Source organism: Mycobacterium sp., assembly GCF_032161845.1.
Classification (GTDB): domain Bacteria; phylum Actinomycetota; class Actinomycetes; order Mycobacteriales; family Mycobacteriaceae; genus Mycobacterium.
In genome coordinates this window covers 1-21,056 of record NZ_JAVRQA010000213.1, presented here as the reverse complement: position 1 = coordinate 21,056, position 21,056 = coordinate 1, and the positions used below count along the sequence as shown (strand labels likewise).

Genomic DNA, 21,056 nt, shown 5'->3' with positions numbered 1-21,056 from the left:
GGTGCCGTCGCCGCCGGTGCGGCCGCCGTGCTGGCGGCTCGCCCGGTCGGCGTGCCCGCCATCGTGGTGCCACCCCTTGCCGACGCCGTCGGCTCCGGTGCCAGTGTGCTCGAGTACGACTCCGACGGGTCGGGAGCCGCGGTGCTCGAGGCGCTGGCCAAGCTGGCCGCCGCCGTTGCCGCCGAGCTGGTCGCCGGCGGACTGGTGATCGTCGGGGTCACCGGTTCCTCGGGCAAGACGTCGACCAAGGACTTGCTGGCCGCCGTGCTCGAACCGCTTGGCGAAGTCGTCGCGCCGCCCGGCTCGTTCAACAACGAGCTCGGACACCCGTGGACGGTCCTGCGGGCGACCACCGACACCGACTACCTGATCCTCGAGATGTCTGCGCGCCACCAGGGCAACATCGCCGCGCTGGCACGGATCGCCCCGCCGTCGATCGCGGTGGTGCTCAACGTCGGCACCGCCCACCTCGGTGAGTTCGGCTCGCGCGAGGCCATCGCCGCGACGAAGGCTGAACTGCCGCAAGCAGTTCCGGCGTCCGGGGTGGTCATCCTCAACGCCGACGATCCAGTGGTGGCTGCGATGGCAGACAAGACCGAGGCGCGGGTGGTCCGCGTCGGACGCTCGTCCGGCTCCGACGTCTGGGCCGCCGACGTGGTGCTCGACGAACTCGCCAGGGCGCGGTTCACCCTGCACGCCGCTGGCGCGCACACCGACGTCACCCTCGCCGTGCACGGCGACCACCAGGTGTCCAACGCACTCAGTGCGGCGGCCGTCGCACTGGAGTGCGGCGCAAGCCTCGGGCAGGTGGCCGACGCGCTCGCGGCAGCCGGGCCGGTCTCCAGGAACCGGATGCAGGTCGGCACCCGCGCGGACGGCGTGACCGTCATCAACGACGCGTACAACGCCAACCCCGATTCGATGCGCTCCGGGCTGAAGGCGCTGGCGTGGATGGCTCAGGGTGGGCGCGCGAGGGACGACGATCGACGTCGGAGCTGGGCCGTGCTCGGCGAGATGGCGGAACTCGGTGACGACGCGATAGCCGAACATGACAGCATCGGTCGACTGGCGGTGCGCTTAGATGTGTCTCGACTGGTCGTCGTCGGAACCGGGAGATCAATGAGCGCCATGCATCACGGGGCGGTGATGGAGGGGTCGTGGGGCAGTGAAGCGATCATGGTCGCCGACGTGGACGCCGCGCTGGCGTTGCTGCGTTCCGAGTTGCGCGGGGGAGACGTGGTGTTGGTGAAGGCCTCGAAGTCGGCGGGGTTGGCTGAGCTCGCCGACGCGGTCTTCAACGACGCGGGGAACGGAACGGGATGAGGCAGATACTCATCGCCGTCGGCATCGCGCTAACGGTGTCGATCCTCCTGACGCCTGCGTTGATCCGGCTGTTCACGAAGCAGGGCTTCGGACACGAGATCCGTGAGGACGGTCCGCCAAGCCATCACAAGAAGCGTGGCACCCCGTCGATGGGCGGTGTCGCGATCCTGGCGGGCATCTGGGCCGGCTATCTGGGCACGCACCTGGTGGGGCTTGCGCTCGACGGCGAGGGGCCGTCCGCCTCTGGCCTGTTGGTGCTTGGGCTGGCCACGGCTCTTGGCGGGGTCGGGTTCGTCGACGACCTCATCAAGATTCGGCGCTCGCGCAACCTCGGGCTGAACAAGACGGCCAAGACCGTCGGCCAGCTCCTCGCCGCGGTGCTCTTCGGCGTGCTGGCCCTGCAGTTTCGCAACGATGACGGCCTGACCCCCGGCAGCGCCGAACTGTCCTACGTCCGCGAGATCGCGACCGTGACGCTGGCGCCGGCGGTGTTCGTCTTGTTCTGCGTCGTCGTCGTCAGCGCCTGGTCCAACGCGGTGAACTTCACCGACGGTCTGGACGGCCTCGCCGCGGGGGCCATGGCGATGGTGACGGCCGCCTACGTGCTGATCACGTTCTGGCAGTTCCGCAACGCCTGTGCGTTCAGCCCCGGGCTCGGTTGCTACAACGTCAGGGATCCACTCGACCTTGCGCTCGTCGCCGCGGCCACCGCGGGCGCCTGCATCGGCTTCCTGTGGTGGAACGCTGCCCCCGCCAAGATCTTCATGGGCGACACCGGTTCGCTTGCCCTTGGCGGCATCATCGCCGGGCTGTCGGTGACCAGTCGCACCGAGATGCTCGCGGTGGTGCTTGGCGCACTGTTCGTTGCCGAGGTCACCTCGGTGGTCGTGCAGATCCTGGCGTTCCGCACGACGGGTCGACGAGTGTTCCGGATGGCGCCGTTCCATCATCACTTCGAGCTGGTGGGTTGGGCGGAAACCACGGTGATCATCCGATTCTGGCTGCTCACCGCCATCGCCTGCGGGCTAGGGGTGGCGCTGTTCTACAGCGAATGGCTGGCCACGGTCGGAGCTTGAGCGCCCGCCCATTCCGCGACACGCGACGGATGTCCGCGCCCCTCGGCCTGTGACGGGGGAGGATTCTGGGGTGCTAGGGACAAATGAGCCTCCTGTGACTCCTGTGACTCATGTGATCGACGTGGCCCGGTAGTCGACGGTGATCGATATCTTCGCCCGCCTACGGCGCAGCAAACCCGACACGGACGCGCGACCCGCCGCCGGAACTGCCACGGTCGCGACGGACGTCGCCCCGCGGACCCGCTTCGGGGCGTGGCTCGGGCGTCCGATGACGTCGTTCCACCTGGTGATCGCCGTCGCCGCGCTCCTCGTCACCCTCGGTCTGATCATGGTGCTGTCGGCTTCCGGCGTGCACTCGTACGACGAGGACGGCTCACCGTGGGCGATCTTCGCCAAGCAGGTGCTGTGGACCGCCGTCGGACTTGTCGCCTTCTACGTGGCGTTGCGCACGCCGGTTTCCCTCATGCGCAAGCTGGCCTTCCCGGGATTCGTCGTCACGATCATCATGCTGATCCTGGTGCTGATTCCGGGAATCGGCAGGGAGGCCAACGGCTCTCGCGGTTGGTTCGTGGTCGCGGGCTTCTCGATGCAGCCGTCGGAACTGGCCAAGATCGCGTTTGCGATCTGGGGTGCGCACCTTCTCGCCGCCCGCCGGATGGAGCGCGCTTCGGTTCGCGAGATGCTCTTCCCGTTGGTGCCCGGCGCTGTGCTGGCTCTGCTGCTCATCGTGCTGCAACCCGACCTCGGCCAGACCGTGTCGCTCGGCATCATCCTGCTGGGACTGCTCTGGTACGCCGGCCTGCCACTGCGGGTGTTCCTCAGCTCGCTGGTCGCCGTGGTGATCGCCGCGGGCATCCTCGCGATGTCGGAGGGCTACCGCTCCGACCGCGTGCAGTCGTGGCTCAACCCCGGTGCCGACATGCAGGGCTCCGGCTATCAGGCGCGCCAGGCGCGCTATGCGCTGGCCAATGGCGGCATCTTCGGGGACGGTCTCGGGCAGGGCACCGCCAAGTGGAATTACCTGCCCAACGCGCACAACGACTTCATCTTCGCGATCATCGGCGAGGAACTCGGCTATGTCGGCGCAGTCGGTCTGCTGTGCCTGTTCGGGCTGTTCGCCTACACGGGGATGCGGATCGCGAAGAGATCCGTCGACCCCTTCCTGCGGTTGCTCACGGCGGCGACGACGCTCTGGGTGATCGGCCAGGTGTTCATCAACGTCGGCTACGTGGTGGGCTTGCTTCCCGTAACGGGCTTGCAGCTTCCTCTGATTTCCGCTGGTGGAACATCAACGGCCACAACGTTATTCATGCTTGGCATCATCACGAATGCGGCGCGACACGAGCCCGAGGCAGTGGCTGCCCTGCGGGCGGGCCGGGAGGACCGGTTCAACCGGTTGCTGCGACTGCCCTTGCCGGAGCCCTACGTGCCGACGCGGTTGGAGTCGGCACGCGACCGGCTGCGGACGCGACCGGACAAGCCCGCGGCCGTCAAGCCGAAGTCCAAGCCGAGCCCGAAGGGCAAGCCGAAGCCGAAACCGAAGGCCAGCGCCAAGGGCAAGCCGAAGGCCGCCCGCAAACCTGCCGAGGATCGCCGACGCACCACGACCGATGCGGCCAATCGGACCGCGAGGGGCGCAGGGCATCATGGAGACCGTCAGCGTCAACCGAGCCGACGGGCTCGCTCTCTGGAAGGTCAGCGTTACGGGTGAGCAAGCCCTTCTCCGTGGTTCTCGCCGGAGGCGGCACTGCGGGGCACATCGAGCCCGCGATGGCCGTCGCCGATGCCCTCGTCGCGCTTGATCCCGGGGTGCGGATCACCGCGCTGGGCACCGCGCGTGGACTAGAGACGCGACTGGTGCCCGAGCGTGGTTATGACCTCGAGCTCATCACGCCCGTCCCGCTGCCGCGCAAGCCGTCGGGTGACCTGGTCCGGCTGCCGCTGCGGGTCCGCACGGCAGTTCGTCAGACGCGAGCGGTACTCGACCGGGTCGACGCCGACGTCGTGATCGGGTTCGGCGGCTACGTTGCGCTGCCCGCCTACCTGGCCGCGCGCGGTGGCGCCCTGCGACGGCATCGGGTGCCCGTCGTCGTCCACGAGGCGAACGCCAGCGCGGGCTGGGCCAACAAGGTCGGGGCCCGTACCGCGCAGCGCGTGCTTTCTGCGGTGCCGGAGCCGGGTCTGCGGAACGTCGAGGTCGTCGGCGTGCCCGTCCGGGAGGCCATCACGTCCCTTGATCGGGCGGCGCTGCGGGCCGAGGCCCGCGCGCACTTCGGCTTCGCCGACGACGACAGGGTGCTGCTGGTGTTCGGCGGCTCACAGGGCGCGCAGTCCCTCAATCGCGCCGTCGCGGGGGCGGCGGGCGACCTCGCCGCGGCAGGCATTTCAGTGCTGCACGCGCACGGCCCGAAGAACGTGCTCGACCTCCGCGAGCCCGCTGATGGCGACCGACCATACGTGGCGGTGCCGTACCTCAGCCGAATGGACCTGGCCTATGCCGCCGCCGACCTGGCGATCTGCCGGTCCGGTGCAATGACGGTCGCCGAGGTGACGGCGGTGGGCCTGCCCGCCGTTTACGTGCCGTTGCCGATCGGCAACGGCGAGCAGCGGCTCAATGCGTTGCCGGTGGTCGGCGCGGGTGGTGGACTTCTGGTCGCGGACGCCGATCTGACCTCTGCCTTCGTCGCAGAGACCGTGCGGGTGCTGCTGTCGGATCCGGAGCGGTTGGCGGCGATGACGACGGCCGCCGCCCTCGCCGGGCACCGCGATGCCGCCCACCGGGTGGCCGAGGTGGCGTTGGGCGTTGCTAGAGACAATCGAGGACGGACACGATGAATCCGCGCGAGCTGCCGCCGGAGTTGCAGCGGGTGCACATGGTGGGCATCGGGGGAGCCGGGATGTCGGGTATCGCGCGCATCCTGCTCGACCGCGGCGGCCAGGTGTCCGGATCGGACGCCAAGGAGTCGCGCGGCGTGGCTGCGCTTCGGGCGCGTGGCGCCGAGGTCCGGATCGGCCACGACGCGTCGTCGCTGGACATGCTGCCCGGTGGGCCGACGGTCGTCGTGAGCACGTATGCCGCCATCCCGAAGGACAATCCCGAGCTGGTCGAGGCGCGGCGTCGCGGCATCCCCGTCATCCTGCGGCCTGCGGTCCTCGCCAGCTTGATGGACGGCTACACCACGGTGATGGTGGCCGGCACGCACGGCAAGACCACCACGACGTCGATGATCGTCGTGGCGTTGCAGTGCAGCGGATTCGATCCCTCGTTCGCAGTCGGCGGCGACCTCGGCGAGGCGGGCACCAACGCTCACCACGGCAGCGGCGACTGCTTCGTCGCCGAAGCCGACGAGAGCGACGGTTCGCTGCTCCAATACACCCCCGACGTCGCGGTGGTCACCAACGTCGAGGCCGATCACCTCGACTTCTTCGGAAGCGTCGAGGCGTACGTCGCGGTGTTCGACGAGTTCGTCGCGCGGCTGCGACCCGGCGGCGCCCTCGTGGTGTGCGTCGACGATCCCGGCGCCGCGGCGCTTGCCGAGCGCGCGACGGCCAACGGGGTCCGGGTACTGCGCTACGGCAGCCGCGACGGCGCTGCCGATGTTTCGAATGTTGCTGGTGCCCTACTGAATTGGGAGCACCAGGGCACTGGGAGCGTCTCGACCATTCAGCTCGACGGTGAAGCCCAGCCGAGGGGGATGCGGTTGGCGGTGCCGGGCAGGCACATGGCGTTGAACGCGCTCGGGGCGCTGCTGGCGGCGGTGCAGGCGGGCGCGGACGTCGACACGGTGCTCGACGGCCTGGCCTCGTTCGAAGGCGTCCGGCGCAGGCTCGAGTCAGTGGGCACGGCAGCGGGCGTGCGTGTCTTCGACGTCTACGCGCACCATCCGACCGAGGTGCGCGTGGACATCGAAGCGTTGCGCGCGGTCGCCGGGCACGGGCGCACCGTCGTGGTGTTCCAACCGCACCTCTACTCGCGGACCCAGACCTTCGCCCGCGAGTTCGGCCAGGCGCTGAGCCTCGCCGACGAGGTGTTCGTCCTCGACGTATATGCGGCGCGGGAACAGCCGATCGCAGGCATCAGCGGCGCCAGCGTCGCCGAACACGTCAGCAGCCCAGCGCGATACGTCCCCGACTTCTCCGCCGTCGCCGACCTGGTGGCGGGTTCAGCCAGGCCCGGTGACGTCGTCGTGACGATGGGGGCCGGCGACGTCACGCTGCTCGGCAGGGAGATCCTGGCTGCGGTGCAGTCGCGGGCGAGCCGGGACGCGCCTGGGGCGCGATCGTCGTGAGCGAGCCGACCGACACCGCCGATGGGTCCGGCGACGCCGCCGCCGGGGACGCCGCCACCGACGGCACGGAGGCGTCCGACGGCGCTGCAATCGACGACACTGCGGCCGCGGACTTCGAGGGACCGCGGCGGCGGGCCAGGCGCGAGCGTGAGGAGCGACGCGCGGCGCAGGAGCGTGCGACGGCGATCGAGGAGGCCAGGCGCGAGGCCAAGCGGCGGGTAACCGGTCGTTCCGCCGACGAGCCGAAACCCCCGGCGCGGGGACTGATCAGGGGCCTCAAGGCGCTGATGTGGTCGGCGCTGGTCAGCGTGATCGTGGTGGGGGCCGGACTGCTGCTGTACTTCACGCCCATCATGTCGGCACGTGTCGTGGCGATCACGGGCTTGTCCACCGTGACACAGGAAGAGGTCGAACAGGCGGCGGCCGTCCCTGCCGACACACCGCTGCTGCAGATCGACACCGACGCGGTCGCCGAACGCGTTGCGACCATCCGGCGAGTGGCCAGCACCAGGGTGCAACGCGAATATCCGTCGACGCTGAGGATCACGATCGTCGAGCGAATTCCGGTGGTGGCCAAGGATTATCCCGACGGCTCGCATCTCTTCGACCGGGACGGCGTCGACTTCGCCACGGCGCCACCGCCACCCGGCCTGCCGTACCTGGATGCCGAGACGCCAGGGCCAAGCGATCTACCGACGCGGGCGGCGCTTCAGGTGCTCACCGCGCTTCGTCCAGAGGTGGCCGGTCAGGTGAGCCGCATTGCGGCGCCGTCCGTCGCGGCCATCACCCTGACCCTCGTCGATGGCCGTCAGGTGATTTGGGGCACCACGGACCGCACCGACGAGAAGGCGCTGAAGCTGGGGGCTCTGCTGACGCAGCCGGGCACCACCTATGACGTCTCCAGCCCGGATCTACCCACGGTGAAGTAGGCCGCTTTCGAGTTCGGCCGCGGAAAATCCCACGGCGCGTTCGGCGCGCCTGCACGGATACCTCGCGTGCTCGCCCTACCGTTCTGTTTGCGCGAAACTACTTGACATAACTCTAAGCCTATGGTTGAGGTTGAGAGTTGGCCCAGGAGGAAGACTACCGATGACACCCCCACACAACTATCTCGCAGTAATAAAGGTGGTCGGCATCGGTGGCGGCGGCGTCAACGCCGTCAACCGGATGATCGAGCAAGGACTCAAGGGCGTTGAGTTCATCGCCATCAACACCGACGCACAGGCGTTGTTGATGAGCGACGCCGACGTCAAGCTCGACGTCGGACGGGACTCCACCCGCGGCCTCGGCGCAGGCGCCGACCCCGAGGTCGGACGCAAGGCCGCCGACGACGCCAAGGACGACATCGAGGAACTGCTCCGCGGTGCCGACATGGTGTTCGTCACCGCGGGCGAAGGCGGTGGTACCGGCACCGGTGGCGCGCCCGTCGTTGCGACGATCGCCCGCAAGCTCGGCGCGCTCACCGTGGGCGTCGTGACGCGCCCGTTCTCGTTCGAGGGCAAGCGCCGCTCCAATCAGGCCGAGGCGGGCATCGCCGCGCTTCGGGAAAGCTGCGACACCCTCATCGTGATCCCGAACGACCGGCTGCTGCAGATGGGCGATGCCGCCGTCTCGTTGATGGATGCCTTCCGCAGTGCCGACGAGGTCCTGCTGAACGGTGTCCAGGGCATCACCGACCTGATCACGACACCCGGTCTAATCAACGTCGACTTCGCCGACGTCAAGGGCGTCATGTCGGGGGCTGGCACAGCGCTGATGGGCATCGGTTCGGCCCGCGGTGACGGGCGCGCCCTGAAGGCGGCGGAGACGGCGATCAACTCACCGCTGCTCGAGGCCTCGATGGAGGGTGCGCAGGGCGTGCTGCTGTCGGTGGCCGGCGGCAGTGACCTCGGCCTCTTCGAGATCAACGAGGCGGCATCGCTGGTCCAGGATGCCGCGCATCCCGAGGCCAACATCATCTTCGGCACCGTGATCGACGACTCGCTCGGCGACGAAGTGCGCGTCACGGTGATCGCCGCAGGCTTCGACGCGGCCGGACCGAGCCGCAAGCCCGTGGTTGGCGCCGGACCGGCCGTCTCCTCGGGCACTGCGGGAAGGCTGCGGGCAGCGTCCGCCTTCGACCCCGATCCGGCGAGCGTTCCCCTGCACACCAACGGTGCGACGGTCAGCATCGGCGGCGGTGGGGACGATGACGACGACGTCGACGTGCCACCGTTCATGCGTCACTGATCGGGGAGCCCCGGGCCGGAATACTGGGCACCGTGACCTTTCGCATTCGACGTGTGACGACTACCCGCGCAGGCGGCGCCTCGGTTCCGCCGTTCGATACCTTCAATCTTGGCGACCACGTGGGGGACGACCCGGTTGCGGTGGCCACGAATCGGTTGCGCCTCGCGACGGCGACCGGGCTGGGCGATGACCGCATCGTCTGGATGAACCAGGTTCACGGTGACCGCGTCGTCGTGGTGGACGGGCCGGTCGACGGAGCGATCGACGACGCCGACGGATTGGTGACGGCGAATCCGAGGTTGGCACTGGCAGTGGTGACCGCCGATTGTGTCCCCGTGTTGATGTCGGACGCGCGGGCAGGTGTCGTCGCGGCCGTGCACGCGGGGCGGGTAGGCGCCCAGAAGGGCGTCGTGGCAAGGGCCGTCGAGGTCATGCTCGGCCAGGGTGCGCACGTGGAGGACGTCTCGGTGCTACTCGGCCCCGCCGTCAGCGGACGCAACTACGAGGTGCCCGACGCCATGGCCGACGAAGTCGAGGCGGCCGTACCCGGCAGCCGGACCACGACTGCCCGCGGAACCGCGGGATTGGACCTGAGGTCTGGAATCGCAAGGCAATTGACCGGTTTGGGCATCACGTCGATCGACATCGATCCGCGCTGTACGGTCGACGACCCGAATCTGTTCAGTCATCGTCGCACCGCCCCCACCGGACGGCTGGCATCCCTGGTGTGGATGGAATGACCTCATCGCGCGCTGCCGAACTCGCCGGATCCCTGGCCGCCCTGCGGGCACGGGTCGACGCCGCGGCCGCGGGGGCGGGTCGAGACCCCGCGGAGATCGAGCTACTCCCCGTGACGAAGTTCTTTCCGCTGTCCGACGTCGTCGAATTGGTTCGACTCGGATGCGATGCGTTTGGCGAATCGCGCGAACAGGAAGCGAGTCTCAAAGTCGCCGAGTTGGCCGCCCACTTCGCCGGGGAAACCGCTGCGCCTGCGACTCGGTGGCACATGATCGGAAGCATTCAACGCAAGAAGGCCCGCGCGGTGGCTGGCTGGGCCTACGCCGCGCACTCGGTGGACAGTGGTGCGCTCGTCGGAGCGCTCGGACGGGCGGCGACCGAGGCGCTGGCCGAGGGCAGGCGGGCCGAGCCACTTCGGGTGTACCTGCAATTGAGCCTGGACGGCGATCCGGCCCGCGGCGGCATCGACGTGGCGCGCCCGGCTCTCGTGGACGAGCTGTGTGCGCTGGCCGACGAGACCGACGGGTTGGACTTCGTCGGCCTGATGGCGATCCCGCCGCTGCACGTCGACCCCGACGAGTCCTTCGCGCGTTTGGCGGCCGAACTGGCCCGGGTACAACGCCTCTACCAGCAGCGGCTCGGTCTCTCGGCAGGGATGTCCGGTGACCTCGAGGCGGCGGTCAAACACGGCTCGACCTGTGTGCGTGTCGGTACCGCTCTTATGGGGGAACGTCCTCTAACGTCACCCTGAGTAGTCACTCCAGTCACATCTTCATCACAGACAACACGAATTTCAGTCATCAGAAGGGTCTCCGATGAGCACACTGCATAAGGTCAAGGCCTACTTCGGTATGGCGCCGATGGACGATTACGACGACGAGTACTACGACGACGAGGACCGTTCGTCGCGGCCCTACGCCCGTCGCCCCCGCGAGGAGCGATTCGAGGACGAGGGTCGCGGATATGAAGCCCGCGCCACCGGCTATGACGACCGCATGGATCGGCCCGTCGGACGCGAATTCGAGGCCGCCCCCGCGGGTTACCGCGGTGGCTACCTCGACGAGCCCGCATTCCGAGGCAGGCGCGACTTCGAGCGCCCGCGGTTCAACACCCTGCGCGGCGCCACCCACGGCGCCGTCGCGATGGAGCCGCGCCGGATGGCCGAGCTGTTCGAGGCGGGCAGCCCACTGGCAAAGATCACCACGCTGCGCCCCAAGGATTACAGCGAGGCCCGCACCATCGGCGAGCGCTTCCGCGATGGCACCCCGGTGATCATGGATCTGGTGTCGATGGACAACGCCGACGCAAAGCGTCTCGTCGACTTCGCCGCCGGGCTGGCGTTCGCCTTGCGGGGCTCGTTCGACAAGGTTGCGACGAAGGTCTTCCTTCTCTCCCCGGCCGACGTCGACGTCACCGCCGACGAGCGCAAGCGCATTGCGGAGGCGGGCTTCTACGCCTACCAGTGACCAACTGGGTAGGCTGGCGATGAATCGAGTCCCGTCGACTCGCATCCCGGCTCTTCCCAATGTCACCACCCCGGAGTGAGGTCGCCCCGTTGTCCCTGTTCTTTTCGATCCTGGGCTTCGTGCTGTTCGCGTTCTGGCTTCTGCTCATCGCGCGGGTGGTCGTCGAGTTCGTTCGATCGTTCAGCCGGGACTGGCGCCCGAAGGGCTTCATGGTCGTGGTCCTCGAGGTCATCATGACCGTGACCGATCCACCAGTGAAGCTGCTACGACGCATCATTCCGCAGCTCACGATAGGTGCGGTGCGCTTCGACCTGTCGATCATGGTGCTTCTTCTCGCCGCGTTCATCGGCATGGAATTGGCGTGGAGTCAGTAGCCCAGAGGTAGCGAAAGCGGGTTTTCCGGGGCTGTGGTTGGATGCTCGGATCTTGAAATTCGCTCTTATTTCGAGACCTCACCCGCAACCGCCGGGTCTACTGTGACAGGATGGGCGCCAGTTACTTCCAGCTTGGCTCTTTACTTTGACACCGGTTGACGGTCCAGACCTCAAGGGGGCAGACAATGCCGCTTACACCAGCCGACGTCCATAACGTCGCGTTCAGCAAGCCGCCCATCGGCAAGCGCGGCTACAACGAGGACGAAGTAGACGCGTTCCTCGACCTGGTTGAGAACGAGCTAACCCGCCTCATCGAGGAGAACGCCGACCTCCGTCAGCGGGTTTCCGAACTCGACCACGACGTTGCGAGCGCGCGTGCCGGCGGTGGCGTTCAGGCCACCCAGTCGATCCCGCAGTACCAGCCGGAGCCCGAGCCCGAGCCCGTCGCACCTCCGCAGCCGGTTTACGAGGCACCGCCGCAACCGGTCGTCGCCGCTCCCGTGAGCGAGGACAGCCACATCAAGGCTGCGAAGATCCTCGGCCTGGCCCAAGACACCGCGGATCGCCTGACCGGCACCGCGAAGGCCGAGTCCGACAAGCTGCTCGCCGACGCGCGAGCGCAGGCCGACGCCATGGTCAGCGAGGCTCGCCATACCGCCGAGACCACGGTGGCCGAGGCCAAGACCCGCGCCGACGCCATGCTGTCGGATGCGCAGACGCGCTCCGAGACTCAGCTTCGGCAGGCGCAGGAAAAGGCCGACGCACTTCAGGCCGACGCCGAGCGCAAGCACTCCGAGATCATGGGCACCATCAACCAGCAGCGCACGGTGCTCGAGGGTCGCCTCGAGCAGCTGCGCACCTTCGAACGCGAATACCGCACGCGGCTCAAGACCTACCTGGAGTCTCAGCTCGAGGAACTTGGCCAGCGCGGCTCAGCGGCACCGGTTGACTCGACGGCGAACAATGACGGCGGCGGGTTCAACCAGTTCAACCGGGGAAACAACTGAACGGCTGATTGATGCTGATCGTTGCGCTAGTCCTTGCCGTCATCGGCCTTGCTGCCCTGGTGACCGCCGTGGTGACCAGCAATGAGTTGATTGCCTGGGTGTGCATCGGCGCCAGTGTGATCGGCGTCCTACTGCTGATCGTCGACGCGCTCCGGGAACGCTCCCGAGGCACCGAGGACGCCGCGGCCGACGTCGACGACCACCGCGACGACGAGACCACCGTCATCCCGGCCGTCACCGAACCCGAGGCCGCCGAGGACTACCCGGACGAGCCGACCAGTGCCAGCGACGTGTTCACGCCGGACGTGGCTCCGCAGGAGCAGGCCCTCGATCCCGCCGACGACGACCCGCCGCCGGGCGCCAAGCACGACTAGCGCGTCAGCGCGGCACGTACCTCAGTTCATTAGTGCGGCCCGCACCTCATCGTCGCTGACCTGTCCGAAGTCGGCGAACACCTGCCCAACTGCTTCGAATCGCCGCGGCGTGGCCGCAACCACCACGTCGTCGGCCTCGCCGCGTAGTCGCTCGTAGACCGATGTCGGTCCCACCGGGACGGCGACGATCACCCGCGTGGGCCCAGTGGCCCGCACCGCCCGAACTGCGGCGAGCATCGTTGCGCCCGTGGCGATGCCGTCGTCGGCAAGCACCACCGTCCTGGCCGTCAGCTGCGGTGGGGGAGCGGCACCGCGATAGGCCGCCTCACGTCGGTGGAGCTCGTCGGTCTCGGCGGCGATGACGGCTTGGAGTTGGGCGTCGGTGATGTGCAGGCTGCGCATCACCTGCTCGTTGACGACGACACCGCCTCCGCTGGCGATTGCCCCCATGGCGAGCTCGGGCCACTGCGGAACTCCAAGCTTGCGGACCACGAACGCGTCCAATGGCGCGCCCAGCCGGACCGCGATCTCGAGGCCGACCGGCACACCGCCCCTGGCCAGACCGAGGACCACGACGTCGGTTCCGGAGCAGCGGTCGGCCAGCATTTCACCGAGGACTCTGCCCGCTTCGTGGCGGTCCCGGAAGATGCGATCGACGGACTTCCCGATCACCCGAGCCTAGGCCTGAGTGTGCTTCGACCATTGCGTCATCGCGAACTCTGCGGTGAGGCGATGCCACTGGGAGTAGTTCCGCAAGAGGAAGTGCCCGGCGCCGGGAAACTCCACCCACTGGGCATCGACCCCGCGCGACGCTGCGCGGTGGGTTTGCCTCCGGGAGGCGGCGGGGTCGGTCCAGGTGTCTGCGGAGCCGTGCATGGTGAGCAGCTTGACCGGCGGCGGGATCAGGTCGCCGTCGTTCTGCGGCCACCACGGCGCCAATGCTGCGACGGCAGCCACGCGCCCCTCGGCCGCGAGGTGCGCAGCGACACGCCCGCCCATCGAGTGTCCGACGAGCACGACGGGACCGTCGCCGACGACGTCATGCATCTCCTCCAGCGCGGCTCTGGCGTCGCGGAGGGCGTCGAGGGTCCGCGGGTTCCAGCCCCTCAACCGGTACTGCACGCGTCGTACCTTCACCTCAGCTCCAACCCGGCGCTGCAACGACTGTGCCAGCATCTCGATCCGAAAGTTGGCCAGCTGCAACGCTCGCGACGGCGCGTCGCTCTTGGGGCGGCCACCAGGAAGCACCAGCACGGCAGCCTTCACGTTCGAAGTCACTACGGTGATTCGGAGCCGGCCCCGCCCCGGTTGACCGCTCTGGCAATCCGTCGCCGTAGCCGCTACGAATGAAGGTCGTGGGCATCGAGTACGAGAGCGTCGTCGACCATCCGCTGGACGAGGTGTTCGCCTGGCACACCCGACCCGGTGCGATGCCGCGGCTGGTTCCACCGTGGCAACCGATGCAGGTCGTGGCCGAGGCGACGTCGGTGGCCAACGGGCGGGCGGTGCTCGGCCTGCCCGCCGGCCTGCGCTGGGTCGCACAGCACCAAGGCGCCGACTTCGATCCGCCGTACCGCTTCGTCGACCAGCTGTCGTCGGACGGCGCGAGGTCGTGGCCACCCAGGATCATCGGGAGGTGGCGTCACACCCACGAGTTCAGCGCCGAGGGGCCGGGAGCGACGCGGGTCCACGACCGTGTCGACGCGCCGATTCCCGCGGCCGCCCTCCGATCGACCTTCGTCTACCGCCACCGCCAGCTCGCGGACGACCTCGCCGCGCACCGCGATGCGAAGGATGCTGGCCTGGAGTCGATCACCATCGCGGTCACGGGAGCATCTGGTCTCGTCGGCTCGGCCCTGACGGCGTTGCTCACCACCGGCGGCCATCGGGTGATTCGCCTGGTCAGACACGCCGCCGGCGGTCCCGACGAGCGGCAGTGGAACCCCGATGCGCCCGCGGCGGACCTGCTGACGGGCGTCGACGCCGTCGTGCACCTGGCGGGGACGTCGATCGCTGGCCGCTTCACCGATGCCCATCGCGCGGCGATCCGCGACAGCCGCATCGAACCGACGCGCAAGCTCGCCGAGGTGGCCGGGCGCGGTGAGGGCGGTCCGCGAACGTTCGTGACCGCCTCGGCGATCGGCTACTACGGATACGACCGCGGTGACGCCCTGCTGGCCGAGGACAGCGCGCGGGGCGACGGCTTCCTCGCCGACGTGGTCGCCGAATGGGAGGCCGCGACCGCACCCGCAGTCGATGCCGGACTTCGCGTGGTCCCGGTGCGCACCGGGATCGTGCAGGCAGCTCGCGGTGGCACGCTCCAGCTGATGCGACCGCTGTTCGCCGCGGGGTTGGGCGGACGACTCGGCAGCGGGCAGCAGTGGCTGTCGTGGATCGGCATCGACGACCTCATCGACGTGTACTACCGGGCGCTATACGACGAGCGGCTCACCGGGCCGGTCAATGCCGTTGCGCCCAATCCGGTGCGAAACGTGGACTACACCAAGGCACTTGCGCGGACCCTGCACCGTCCCGCGGTGCTACCCGTGCCCGCATTCGGTCCACGCCTGCTGCTGGGAAGCCAGGGGGCACGTGAACTGGCCGAGGCCAGCCAGCGGGCGTTGCCGGTCAAGCTGCAGGCGGTCGGGCATCGGTTCCGGCAGTCGCTGATCACGGAGGCGCTGGCGCACCAGTTGGGTCACGATCGGGGCTGAGCGACGTCTTCCACGAACGCCCTGACAAGTGCGTGTACGCGCTTGGTGGCGCTCTCGAGCTCTTGCGTTGTGGCGCCGCGCAATTGGTCGGCGGTGCGGCCCATTTCGGCGATCTCGTCGGCGCCGTCGCCTGTCAGCCACTTCTCCAGCAGTCCTTCGTCGACCTCGGGGTGGAACTGGATGCCCATCGTAGAGCCCATGACGAAGGCCTGGGAGGCGCTGCCGTTCCTGGCGATCTCCACCGCACCTTCTGGCACCGTGAACCGGTCGAAGTGCCACTCGAACCATGGGCCGGCAGGCACCAGGTCGGCACGCGAGGTGTCGACGTCGTACCAACCGATCTCGGGTGCGGGCGACCGCGCTACCGACCCGCCGAGCGCATGGGCGAGAAGTTGGCCCCCGAAGCACACGCCGAGCATCGGCACACCTGCCGCGTGTGCCTCGCGCACCATCGCGACCTCGGAGGTGATCCAGGACATGCCACGGTCACCGTCGTTCACCGACCAGCGTGACCCGAGTGGGACGATCGCATCGAACGACAGTGGATCTGGAAACGTCACGTCGAAGGCCGGATCTTCGGCTCGGTCAGCCGTGACGACCTCGAATGTCTGGATGTCGTAACCGCATTCGCTGAAGGCGTCGCCGAGCATCGCCTCGGGAGCATTCGGGTCGTTGTAGAGGAACAGCACCTTCTTCGCCACTGCTAGAGGATACGGGCAAGTCACTTCGCAGGTGGACCGGGCGGGGCCTGGCTTGGGGCGAGTTCGGCGCCGATCCGGCGAAAGAGCACCTCTGCGGCATTCGAGTAGTTCCCCTGATCGTCGAAGGCCTCCGGCGCGAACGTCGCGGCCACGGCGATCGCGATCTTCTTGTCCGGCAGATAGGCCTCGACGGCCGAATAACCGGCGAACATTGGATTCTGCAGCAGCCAGCCGCCGGAGATGACGAGGCCAAGACCGTAGGTATAGCCATCGACCATCGGGGCGCACGTGGTGCAACCGGGCTGGGCTCTGGTCTTGCCGCGGAGATCGGTGGACACCATCTTCTCGTAGGACGCGTGGCTCAACAGCTTGCCAGAGCCAATGCCCACCGCGGTGGCCTCGAGGTCGTAGATGTTCGACGTCTGGATCGCCCCGTGGGTGATCGTCCACGATGGGTTCCAGTAGGTGCTCTCCTCGTAGAAGGGGGTGCCCGTGGGGATCTTCAGTGCATCGCGGCGCTCCGAGGTGAAGGCATGCAGCACTGGTGCCGGAATCTCGGCGGTGTCGGAATTGGCCGTATTGGTCAGGCCGAGCGGACGCAACACCTTCTCCGACAACAGCTTCGGCATCGATTCGCCCGTCGCCTTCTCCAGCGCCAATCCGAGCAGTACGTAGTTGGTATGCGCGTAGTCCCAGTTGGTGCCCGGTTCGTAGAGCAGCGGTTGGTCGACGGCGAAGCCGAGCAGTTCGTTGGTAGTCCATGGGCGGAACGGGTCGACGTACAGCGCATCGTTCATGGCCTTGTTGCCGATGACGTAATCGACGTAGCCCGAGGTCATCTGAGCGAGTTGACCAAGGGTGACCCGGTCGGCGTGCGGAACCTGGGGCAGCCATGTCGAAATCTTGTCGTCGAGGTGCACCTTGCCTTCGTCGACGAGACGCAACAACAGGGTCGAGACGTACGAGATGGCCACGGCTCCATTGCGGAAGTGCATGTCGGTCGTGGCAGGAACTCCGGTCATCGACTCGCCGAAGGCGCTGGTGAGAATCTCACTGCCGGCTTCGGTCACCCGCACGATGACGGCCTTCAGATGCGCCTGCTTCATCACGTCGTCGACGATCCTCCTGACGGCGTCCGCCCGTTCGCCGTCGGCAGCCGGAGCCGAGCCCCGCGGGGCAGGCGTTACCGGCGCGCAACTGGTGAGCAGCAGGCCCGCGCACGCGAGCGCGCCGAGTAATCGACGGAGCGGCATGTGCAGAGCTTCTCAGCTGAAACCAGATCGGGACGCGGTATCGTTTTTTGGGTCGGTTTGTCACGAACTACGGATGCTGTGAATGATGAACATCTACACGATTGTCGTAGCCGTCACCGCCGCCGTGCACTTCGCGTTCGTCGGCTACGGCGTCTTCGGCGGTTTCCTGGCCCTGAGGTGGCCGAAGACCATCTGGCTGCATGTTGCGGTGGTCATCTGGTGTGTCGCGATCGAAGTCGTCGACTTCATCTGCCCGTTGACGGAACTGGAGCGATGGGGCAGGTTTCACGCAGGGATGGCGCCGTTGCCGACTAGCGGCTTCATCGATTACTACATCACCGGGGTCTGGTATCCGGTTGCCGATGAGAACCTGGTCCTAGGCATGGTCCTGATCTTGGTGGTCGCGTCGTGGATCTTGTTCGCGCGCAGAGCCAGGGCGTCATCCCGGCGGCTGAGCCGGACCGCTGGCTGACCCGCGGTATCGCCGTTCGGGCCGGCCCGCGCCGTACTGCAGACGCAGCTCGAGTGCGCCGACGGTCAGAAAGTGCTCAAGGTATCTCCGCGCGCTGACTCGCGAGATGCCCACCAGCTCCGCGCATTCCGCCGCCGACACTTCGCCTGCGGCCCGCACCGCGTCGAGCACCAGCTGCCCGGTGACGGCTCCGAGGCCCTTTGGCAGCGAACCGTCGGTGGCCGTGGCCGAGGAGCCGCCCTGGCTTCCGAAGAGCGGGTCGATCAGTGACTGATCGGCTCCGATCGCCGACGCCAAGGCGTCTGCCCGCGCCGCGAAGGCCGCTAGCTTGGCTTGCAACTGTGGGAATTCGAACGGCTTGATCAGGTAGTCCGCCGCGCCACCGTCGAGCGCGCCGCTGACGGTGTCGAGTTCGCGCGCCGCGGTGATCATGATGACGCCGACGGGATCGCCTGCCGAGCGAAGGCGTTGCAGTACTTCCAGACCCGTCATGTCGGGTAGGTAGACGTCGAGCAGGATGAGGTCGGGTTGGAGTGCGCCCGCCATCTCGAGAGCTTCTGCTCCGGTACGCGCGGCACCGACCGTGGTGAACCCGTCGAGGCGGTCGACGAACTTGCGGTGAATCTCCGCGACCATGAAGTCGTCGTCGACGACAAGCACCTCACGCATGGTTGGCCAGCCGCGCCGGTGGCAGCGTCACGCGGAAGCACGCACCCCCGGCTGGCGCGTCGGTCACGTCGACGGTGCCGCCGAGTTGGGCGCTCACCAGGCGAACCAACGCGAGGCCGATTCCACGTCCACCCGCCACATCGGGTTTCGACGTGACGCCGCGGGCGAAGATCTCCTCCCGAAGATGTTCGGGCACACCGGGTCCCGAGTCGGTGACGGAAACGATCATGCCGTCCGCGTCGTCGATGTGGACGGTGACCCTTGCCTCTGGCGAGCCCTCGGACACGTCGACGGCATTGTCGATGAGGTTGCCGAGCAGCGTGATGACATCGGTGGCCAAGGCCGGATCGAGTGCGGCTAGGTGCGAGTCGGTGTCGATCGTCAGCGCGACGCCACTCTCGGCGGCCAAGGACGTCTTCGCGATCAGCAGCGCGGCGACGGCCGGATCGGAAATGTGTTGGGTCACCGCATCACTGATCTCGGCGCGTCTGCGGGTCAGGGTTCCGACGAAGTCGTGCACCGAGTCGTACTCGCCGAGTTGGACAAGTCCGGAGATGGTGTGCAGTTGGTTGGCGAACTCGTGGGTCTGGGCCCGCAGGGTGTCGGTCACGCTCTTGTGGGACGACAGTTGGCCCTGCATGGACGCCAGTTCGGTGCTGTCGCGCATGGTGGTCACCGTTCCGATCCTCCTGCCCTGGCTCGTGGCGGGGCGGCGGTTCAGCGCCAAGACCTTGGTGCGGGTGACGATGACGACTTCGGATTGGGCGGAGCGGCCGTCCTCGCGCGAGGCGAGGAAGTCGGTGACCGCCGGGTCGAAGTCGACCTCGTCGACCCGCCGTCCAACGGCGTCCGGCGACACGTCCAGCAGGGCCTGCGCGCTGTCGTTGAGCACCGTGATGACACCGTCGTTGTTCACCGCGACCACCCCCTCACGGATGCTGTGCAGCAGCGCTTCCCGATGCTCGGCGAGGCTGGCGATCTCGGCGATCTCCAGCCCGCGGGTCTGTTGCTTGATGCGGCGCGACAGTAGCCACGATGCCAGCATCCCCAACGCGGCGCCGAGCCCGAGGTACACCAGCAGGCGTTCGCCCGCGCCACTGAGCAATTGCCACACCGACGGGTACGGCTCGGACACCGACACGATGGCGAGGACGACCCCGTTGATGTCGTTGATCGGTACCTGGCCTGCCAGGCTGTGAACGCCGTCGACGTCCAGATCGCCGAACCACGCCCGGCCCTGCGGGGCCTCGCTGCCGGTCAGGTTTTGAGTCCGCCCGACCCGCGACGGGTCCGAGGACACCCTGACGACGCCTGCCGGGTCGACGATCTCGGCCACTGCCGCACCCGACAGCGCGACGGCGCGGTCCACGTCGGGAGCCAAGACCTGAGCGGCGAAGGGGTCGGCGAACCGTTCGCGGACGATCGGCGTCGACGCCAGGTTCTCGGCGACGGCGATCATGCGCTGCCCGCGGACGTCCCGAAACTCCTTGGTGGATTGGTTGACCGACACCGCGGCCACGGCGACGAGCACGACGGCGACTACGACCAACTGGAAGACCAGGAACTGGCCGGCGAGGCTGCGTGTACTCCACGGTGATCGCAATGACCACAACTTCCTTTGCGTCCGAAAGAGTGACCCGTGTCACTTCAGGGTCCAGTATTGCTTCCCATCACAGTCAAGCGAATTGGGACGACCCATATGAGAGCACGACCAATGAGAACGACTCGGATCCTGGCCGTCCTGATCAGCCTGGCGATTGCGGCAGCGTTCGCGACCGGCTGCGGCGTGACGCGCGGCAATGACGAGCCGGGCCTGCATCGGCTCCGGATGATGGTGCCCAACAGCCCCGGCGGCGGCTACGACCTGACCGCCCGCACGGCGGTCAAGATCATGCAGGACGACAAGATCACCGGTCGCATCGAGGTGTTCAACGTCATTGGCGCAGGCGGCACGGTAGCCATGGCTCGGCTGATGAACGAGAAGGGCAACGGCGACCTCATGATGATGATGGGGCTCGGCGTGGTCGGCGCGGTGTACACGAACGGGTCCTCGGCGCTGGCGACGAATGCGACGGCACTCGCCAAGGTCGTCGAGGAGCAGGAGGGCATCCTGGTCCCCGCCGATTCACCGTTCAAGACCGTCGGCGACTTCGTCGCTGCGTGGAAGGCCGATCCGGCCAAGATCACCATCGGTGGCGGCTCTTCGCCCGGCGGCCCCGATCATCTGTTCCCGATGGAGACGGCGCGTGCCGTCGGGGTCAATCCGAAAGAGGTCAACTTCGTCTCCTATGACGGCGGCGGCGACCTTCTGACCGCACTGCTCGGCAAGAAGATCGCGGCGGGAACCTCAGGCCTCGGCGAGTACGTCGAC

The 21,056-nt window shown here is 67.8% G+C and carries 22 protein-coding genes; 16 read left to right on the top strand and 6 right to left on the bottom strand.

Features of this window, described 5'->3' with window-relative positions:
• From QOD90_RS12485 to QOD90_RS12425, 13 genes are all read left to right on the top strand, one after another.
• On the top strand, positions 1-1,323 hold a 1,323-nt coding region (locus QOD90_RS12485), incomplete at its 5' end, for a UDP-N-acetylmuramoyl-tripeptide--D-alanyl-D-alanine ligase (RefSeq protein WP_526350074.1).
• Positions 1,320-2,399 carry a phospho-N-acetylmuramoyl-pentapeptide-transferase gene (mraY, locus tag QOD90_RS12480; protein WP_526350072.1) on the top strand — a complete coding sequence of 360 codons (1,080 nt, stop codon included), beginning with the start codon at positions 1,320-1,322 and terminating at the stop codon, positions 2,397-2,399. The genes QOD90_RS12485 and mraY, both read left to right, overlap by 4 nt.
• 139 nt (positions 2,400-2,538) lie before the next feature.
• Complete coding sequence (gene ftsW / locus QOD90_RS12475; RefSeq protein WP_526350070.1) at positions 2,539-4,110, top strand: putative lipid II flippase FtsW; 1,572 nt, start codon at positions 2,539-2,541, stop codon at positions 4,108-4,110.
• Positions 4,107-5,234: an undecaprenyldiphospho-muramoylpentapeptide beta-N-acetylglucosaminyltransferase gene (gene murG, locus QOD90_RS12470; RefSeq protein ID WP_526350068.1), complete on the top strand. Its 1,128-nt coding sequence runs from the start codon at positions 4,107-4,109 to the stop codon at positions 5,232-5,234. Before ftsW ends, murG begins: the two co-directional genes overlap by 4 nt.
• Complete coding sequence (gene murC, locus QOD90_RS12465; RefSeq protein ID WP_526350066.1) at positions 5,231-6,688, top strand: UDP-N-acetylmuramate--L-alanine ligase; 1,458 nt, start codon at positions 5,231-5,233, stop codon at positions 6,686-6,688. The genes murG and murC overlap by 4 nt, the downstream gene beginning before the upstream one ends.
• An 89-nt stretch (positions 6,689-6,777) precedes the next feature.
• Positions 6,778-7,617, top strand: coding sequence for a cell division protein FtsQ/DivIB (locus tag QOD90_RS12460; RefSeq protein WP_526350080.1), 840 nt, complete (start codon positions 6,778-6,780; stop codon positions 7,615-7,617).
• A gap of 160 nt (positions 7,618-7,777) precedes the next feature.
• The gene (ftsZ, locus tag QOD90_RS12455) at positions 7,778-8,917 is read left to right on the top strand and encodes a cell division protein FtsZ (protein WP_526350064.1); all 1,140 of its coding nucleotides are present in this window, start codon (positions 7,778-7,780) and stop codon (positions 8,915-8,917) included.
• A gap of 32 nt (positions 8,918-8,949) precedes the next feature.
• Positions 8,950-9,657 carry a peptidoglycan editing factor PgeF gene (gene pgeF / locus QOD90_RS12450; RefSeq protein ID WP_526350062.1) on the top strand — a complete coding sequence of 236 codons (708 nt, stop codon included), beginning with the start codon at positions 8,950-8,952 and terminating at the stop codon, positions 9,655-9,657.
• Positions 9,654-10,406, top strand: a complete 753-nt coding sequence (locus tag QOD90_RS12445; RefSeq protein ID WP_526350060.1) for a YggS family pyridoxal phosphate-dependent enzyme — start codon at positions 9,654-9,656, stop codon at positions 10,404-10,406. Before pgeF ends, QOD90_RS12445 begins: the two co-directional genes overlap by 4 nt.
• Before the next feature lie 64 nt (positions 10,407-10,470).
• Positions 10,471-11,121 (top strand): cell division protein SepF, encoded by a 651-nt coding sequence (locus QOD90_RS12440; protein ID WP_526350059.1) that lies wholly within the window; start codon positions 10,471-10,473, stop codon positions 11,119-11,121.
• An 89-nt stretch (positions 11,122-11,210) separates the two neighbouring features.
• Positions 11,211-11,495 (top strand): YggT family protein, encoded by a 285-nt coding sequence (locus tag QOD90_RS12435; RefSeq protein ID WP_526350057.1) that lies wholly within the window; start codon positions 11,211-11,213, stop codon positions 11,493-11,495.
• A gap of 185 nt (positions 11,496-11,680) precedes the next feature.
• Complete coding sequence (wag31, locus tag QOD90_RS12430) at positions 11,681-12,502, top strand: DivIVA-like cell division protein Wag31 (protein ID WP_526350055.1); 822 nt, start codon at positions 11,681-11,683, stop codon at positions 12,500-12,502.
• 11 nt (positions 12,503-12,513) lie between these two features.
• Positions 12,514-12,876 carry a hypothetical protein gene (locus QOD90_RS12425; protein ID WP_526350053.1) on the top strand — a complete coding sequence of 121 codons (363 nt, stop codon included), beginning with the start codon at positions 12,514-12,516 and terminating at the stop codon, positions 12,874-12,876.
• A 21-nt stretch (positions 12,877-12,897) separates the two neighbouring features.
• Here QOD90_RS12425 and QOD90_RS12420 read toward each other — a convergent pair whose 3' ends face one another.
• Both QOD90_RS12420 and QOD90_RS12415 read right to left on the bottom strand, forming a co-directional pair.
• Entirely contained in the window at positions 12,898-13,482 is a 585-nt protein-coding gene (locus QOD90_RS12420) for a phosphoribosyltransferase (RefSeq protein WP_526350078.1), read from the bottom strand.
• A gap of 72 nt (positions 13,483-13,554) precedes the next feature.
• Positions 13,555-14,154 carry an alpha/beta hydrolase gene (locus tag QOD90_RS12415; RefSeq protein WP_526350051.1) on the bottom strand — a complete coding sequence of 200 codons (600 nt, stop codon included), beginning with the start codon at positions 14,152-14,154 and terminating at the stop codon, positions 13,555-13,557.
• A gap of 77 nt (positions 14,155-14,231) precedes the next feature.
• On the opposite strand from QOD90_RS12415, the gene QOD90_RS12410 reads away from it, so the two are divergent.
• Positions 14,232-15,590, top strand: a complete 1,359-nt coding sequence (locus tag QOD90_RS12410; RefSeq protein ID WP_526350076.1) for a TIGR01777 family oxidoreductase — start codon at positions 14,232-14,234, stop codon at positions 15,588-15,590.
• Here QOD90_RS12410 and QOD90_RS12405 read toward each other — a convergent pair.
• Together QOD90_RS12405 and QOD90_RS12400 are read right to left on the bottom strand one after the other, a co-directional pair.
• A complete protein-coding gene (locus QOD90_RS12405; protein WP_526350049.1) occupies positions 15,575-16,291 on the bottom strand; it encodes a type 1 glutamine amidotransferase in 717 nt (238 codons plus the stop codon). The genes QOD90_RS12410 and QOD90_RS12405 overlap by 16 nt on opposite strands.
• Positions 16,292-16,311: 20 nt before the next feature.
• Positions 16,312-17,544, bottom strand: a complete 1,233-nt coding sequence (locus tag QOD90_RS12400; protein WP_526350047.1) for a serine hydrolase domain-containing protein — start codon at positions 17,542-17,544, stop codon at positions 16,312-16,314.
• A gap of 85 nt (positions 17,545-17,629) precedes the next feature.
• Between QOD90_RS12400 and QOD90_RS12395 the strand changes: the two genes are divergently transcribed.
• On the top strand, positions 17,630-18,016 hold the full coding sequence (locus QOD90_RS12395; protein ID WP_526350045.1) for a DUF2784 family protein: 387 nt from the start codon (positions 17,630-17,632) through the stop codon (positions 18,014-18,016).
• Here QOD90_RS12395 and QOD90_RS12390 read toward each other — a convergent pair.
• The gene (locus QOD90_RS12390; protein WP_526350043.1) at positions 17,984-18,685 is read right to left on the bottom strand and encodes a response regulator; all 702 of its coding nucleotides are present in this window, start codon (positions 18,683-18,685) and stop codon (positions 17,984-17,986) included. The genes QOD90_RS12395 and QOD90_RS12390 overlap by 33 nt on opposite strands.
• Positions 18,678-20,288: a sensor histidine kinase gene (locus QOD90_RS12385; RefSeq protein WP_526350041.1), complete on the bottom strand. Its 1,611-nt coding sequence runs from the start codon at positions 20,286-20,288 to the stop codon at positions 18,678-18,680. Before QOD90_RS12385 ends, QOD90_RS12390 begins: the two co-directional genes overlap by 8 nt.
• 111 nt (positions 20,289-20,399) lie before the next feature.
• On the opposite strand from QOD90_RS12385, the gene QOD90_RS12380 reads away from it, so the two are divergent.
• Positions 20,400-21,056, top strand: a 657-nt coding sequence (locus QOD90_RS12380; protein ID WP_526350039.1) for a Bug family tripartite tricarboxylate transporter substrate binding protein, incomplete at its 3' end; no start/stop codon positions are given.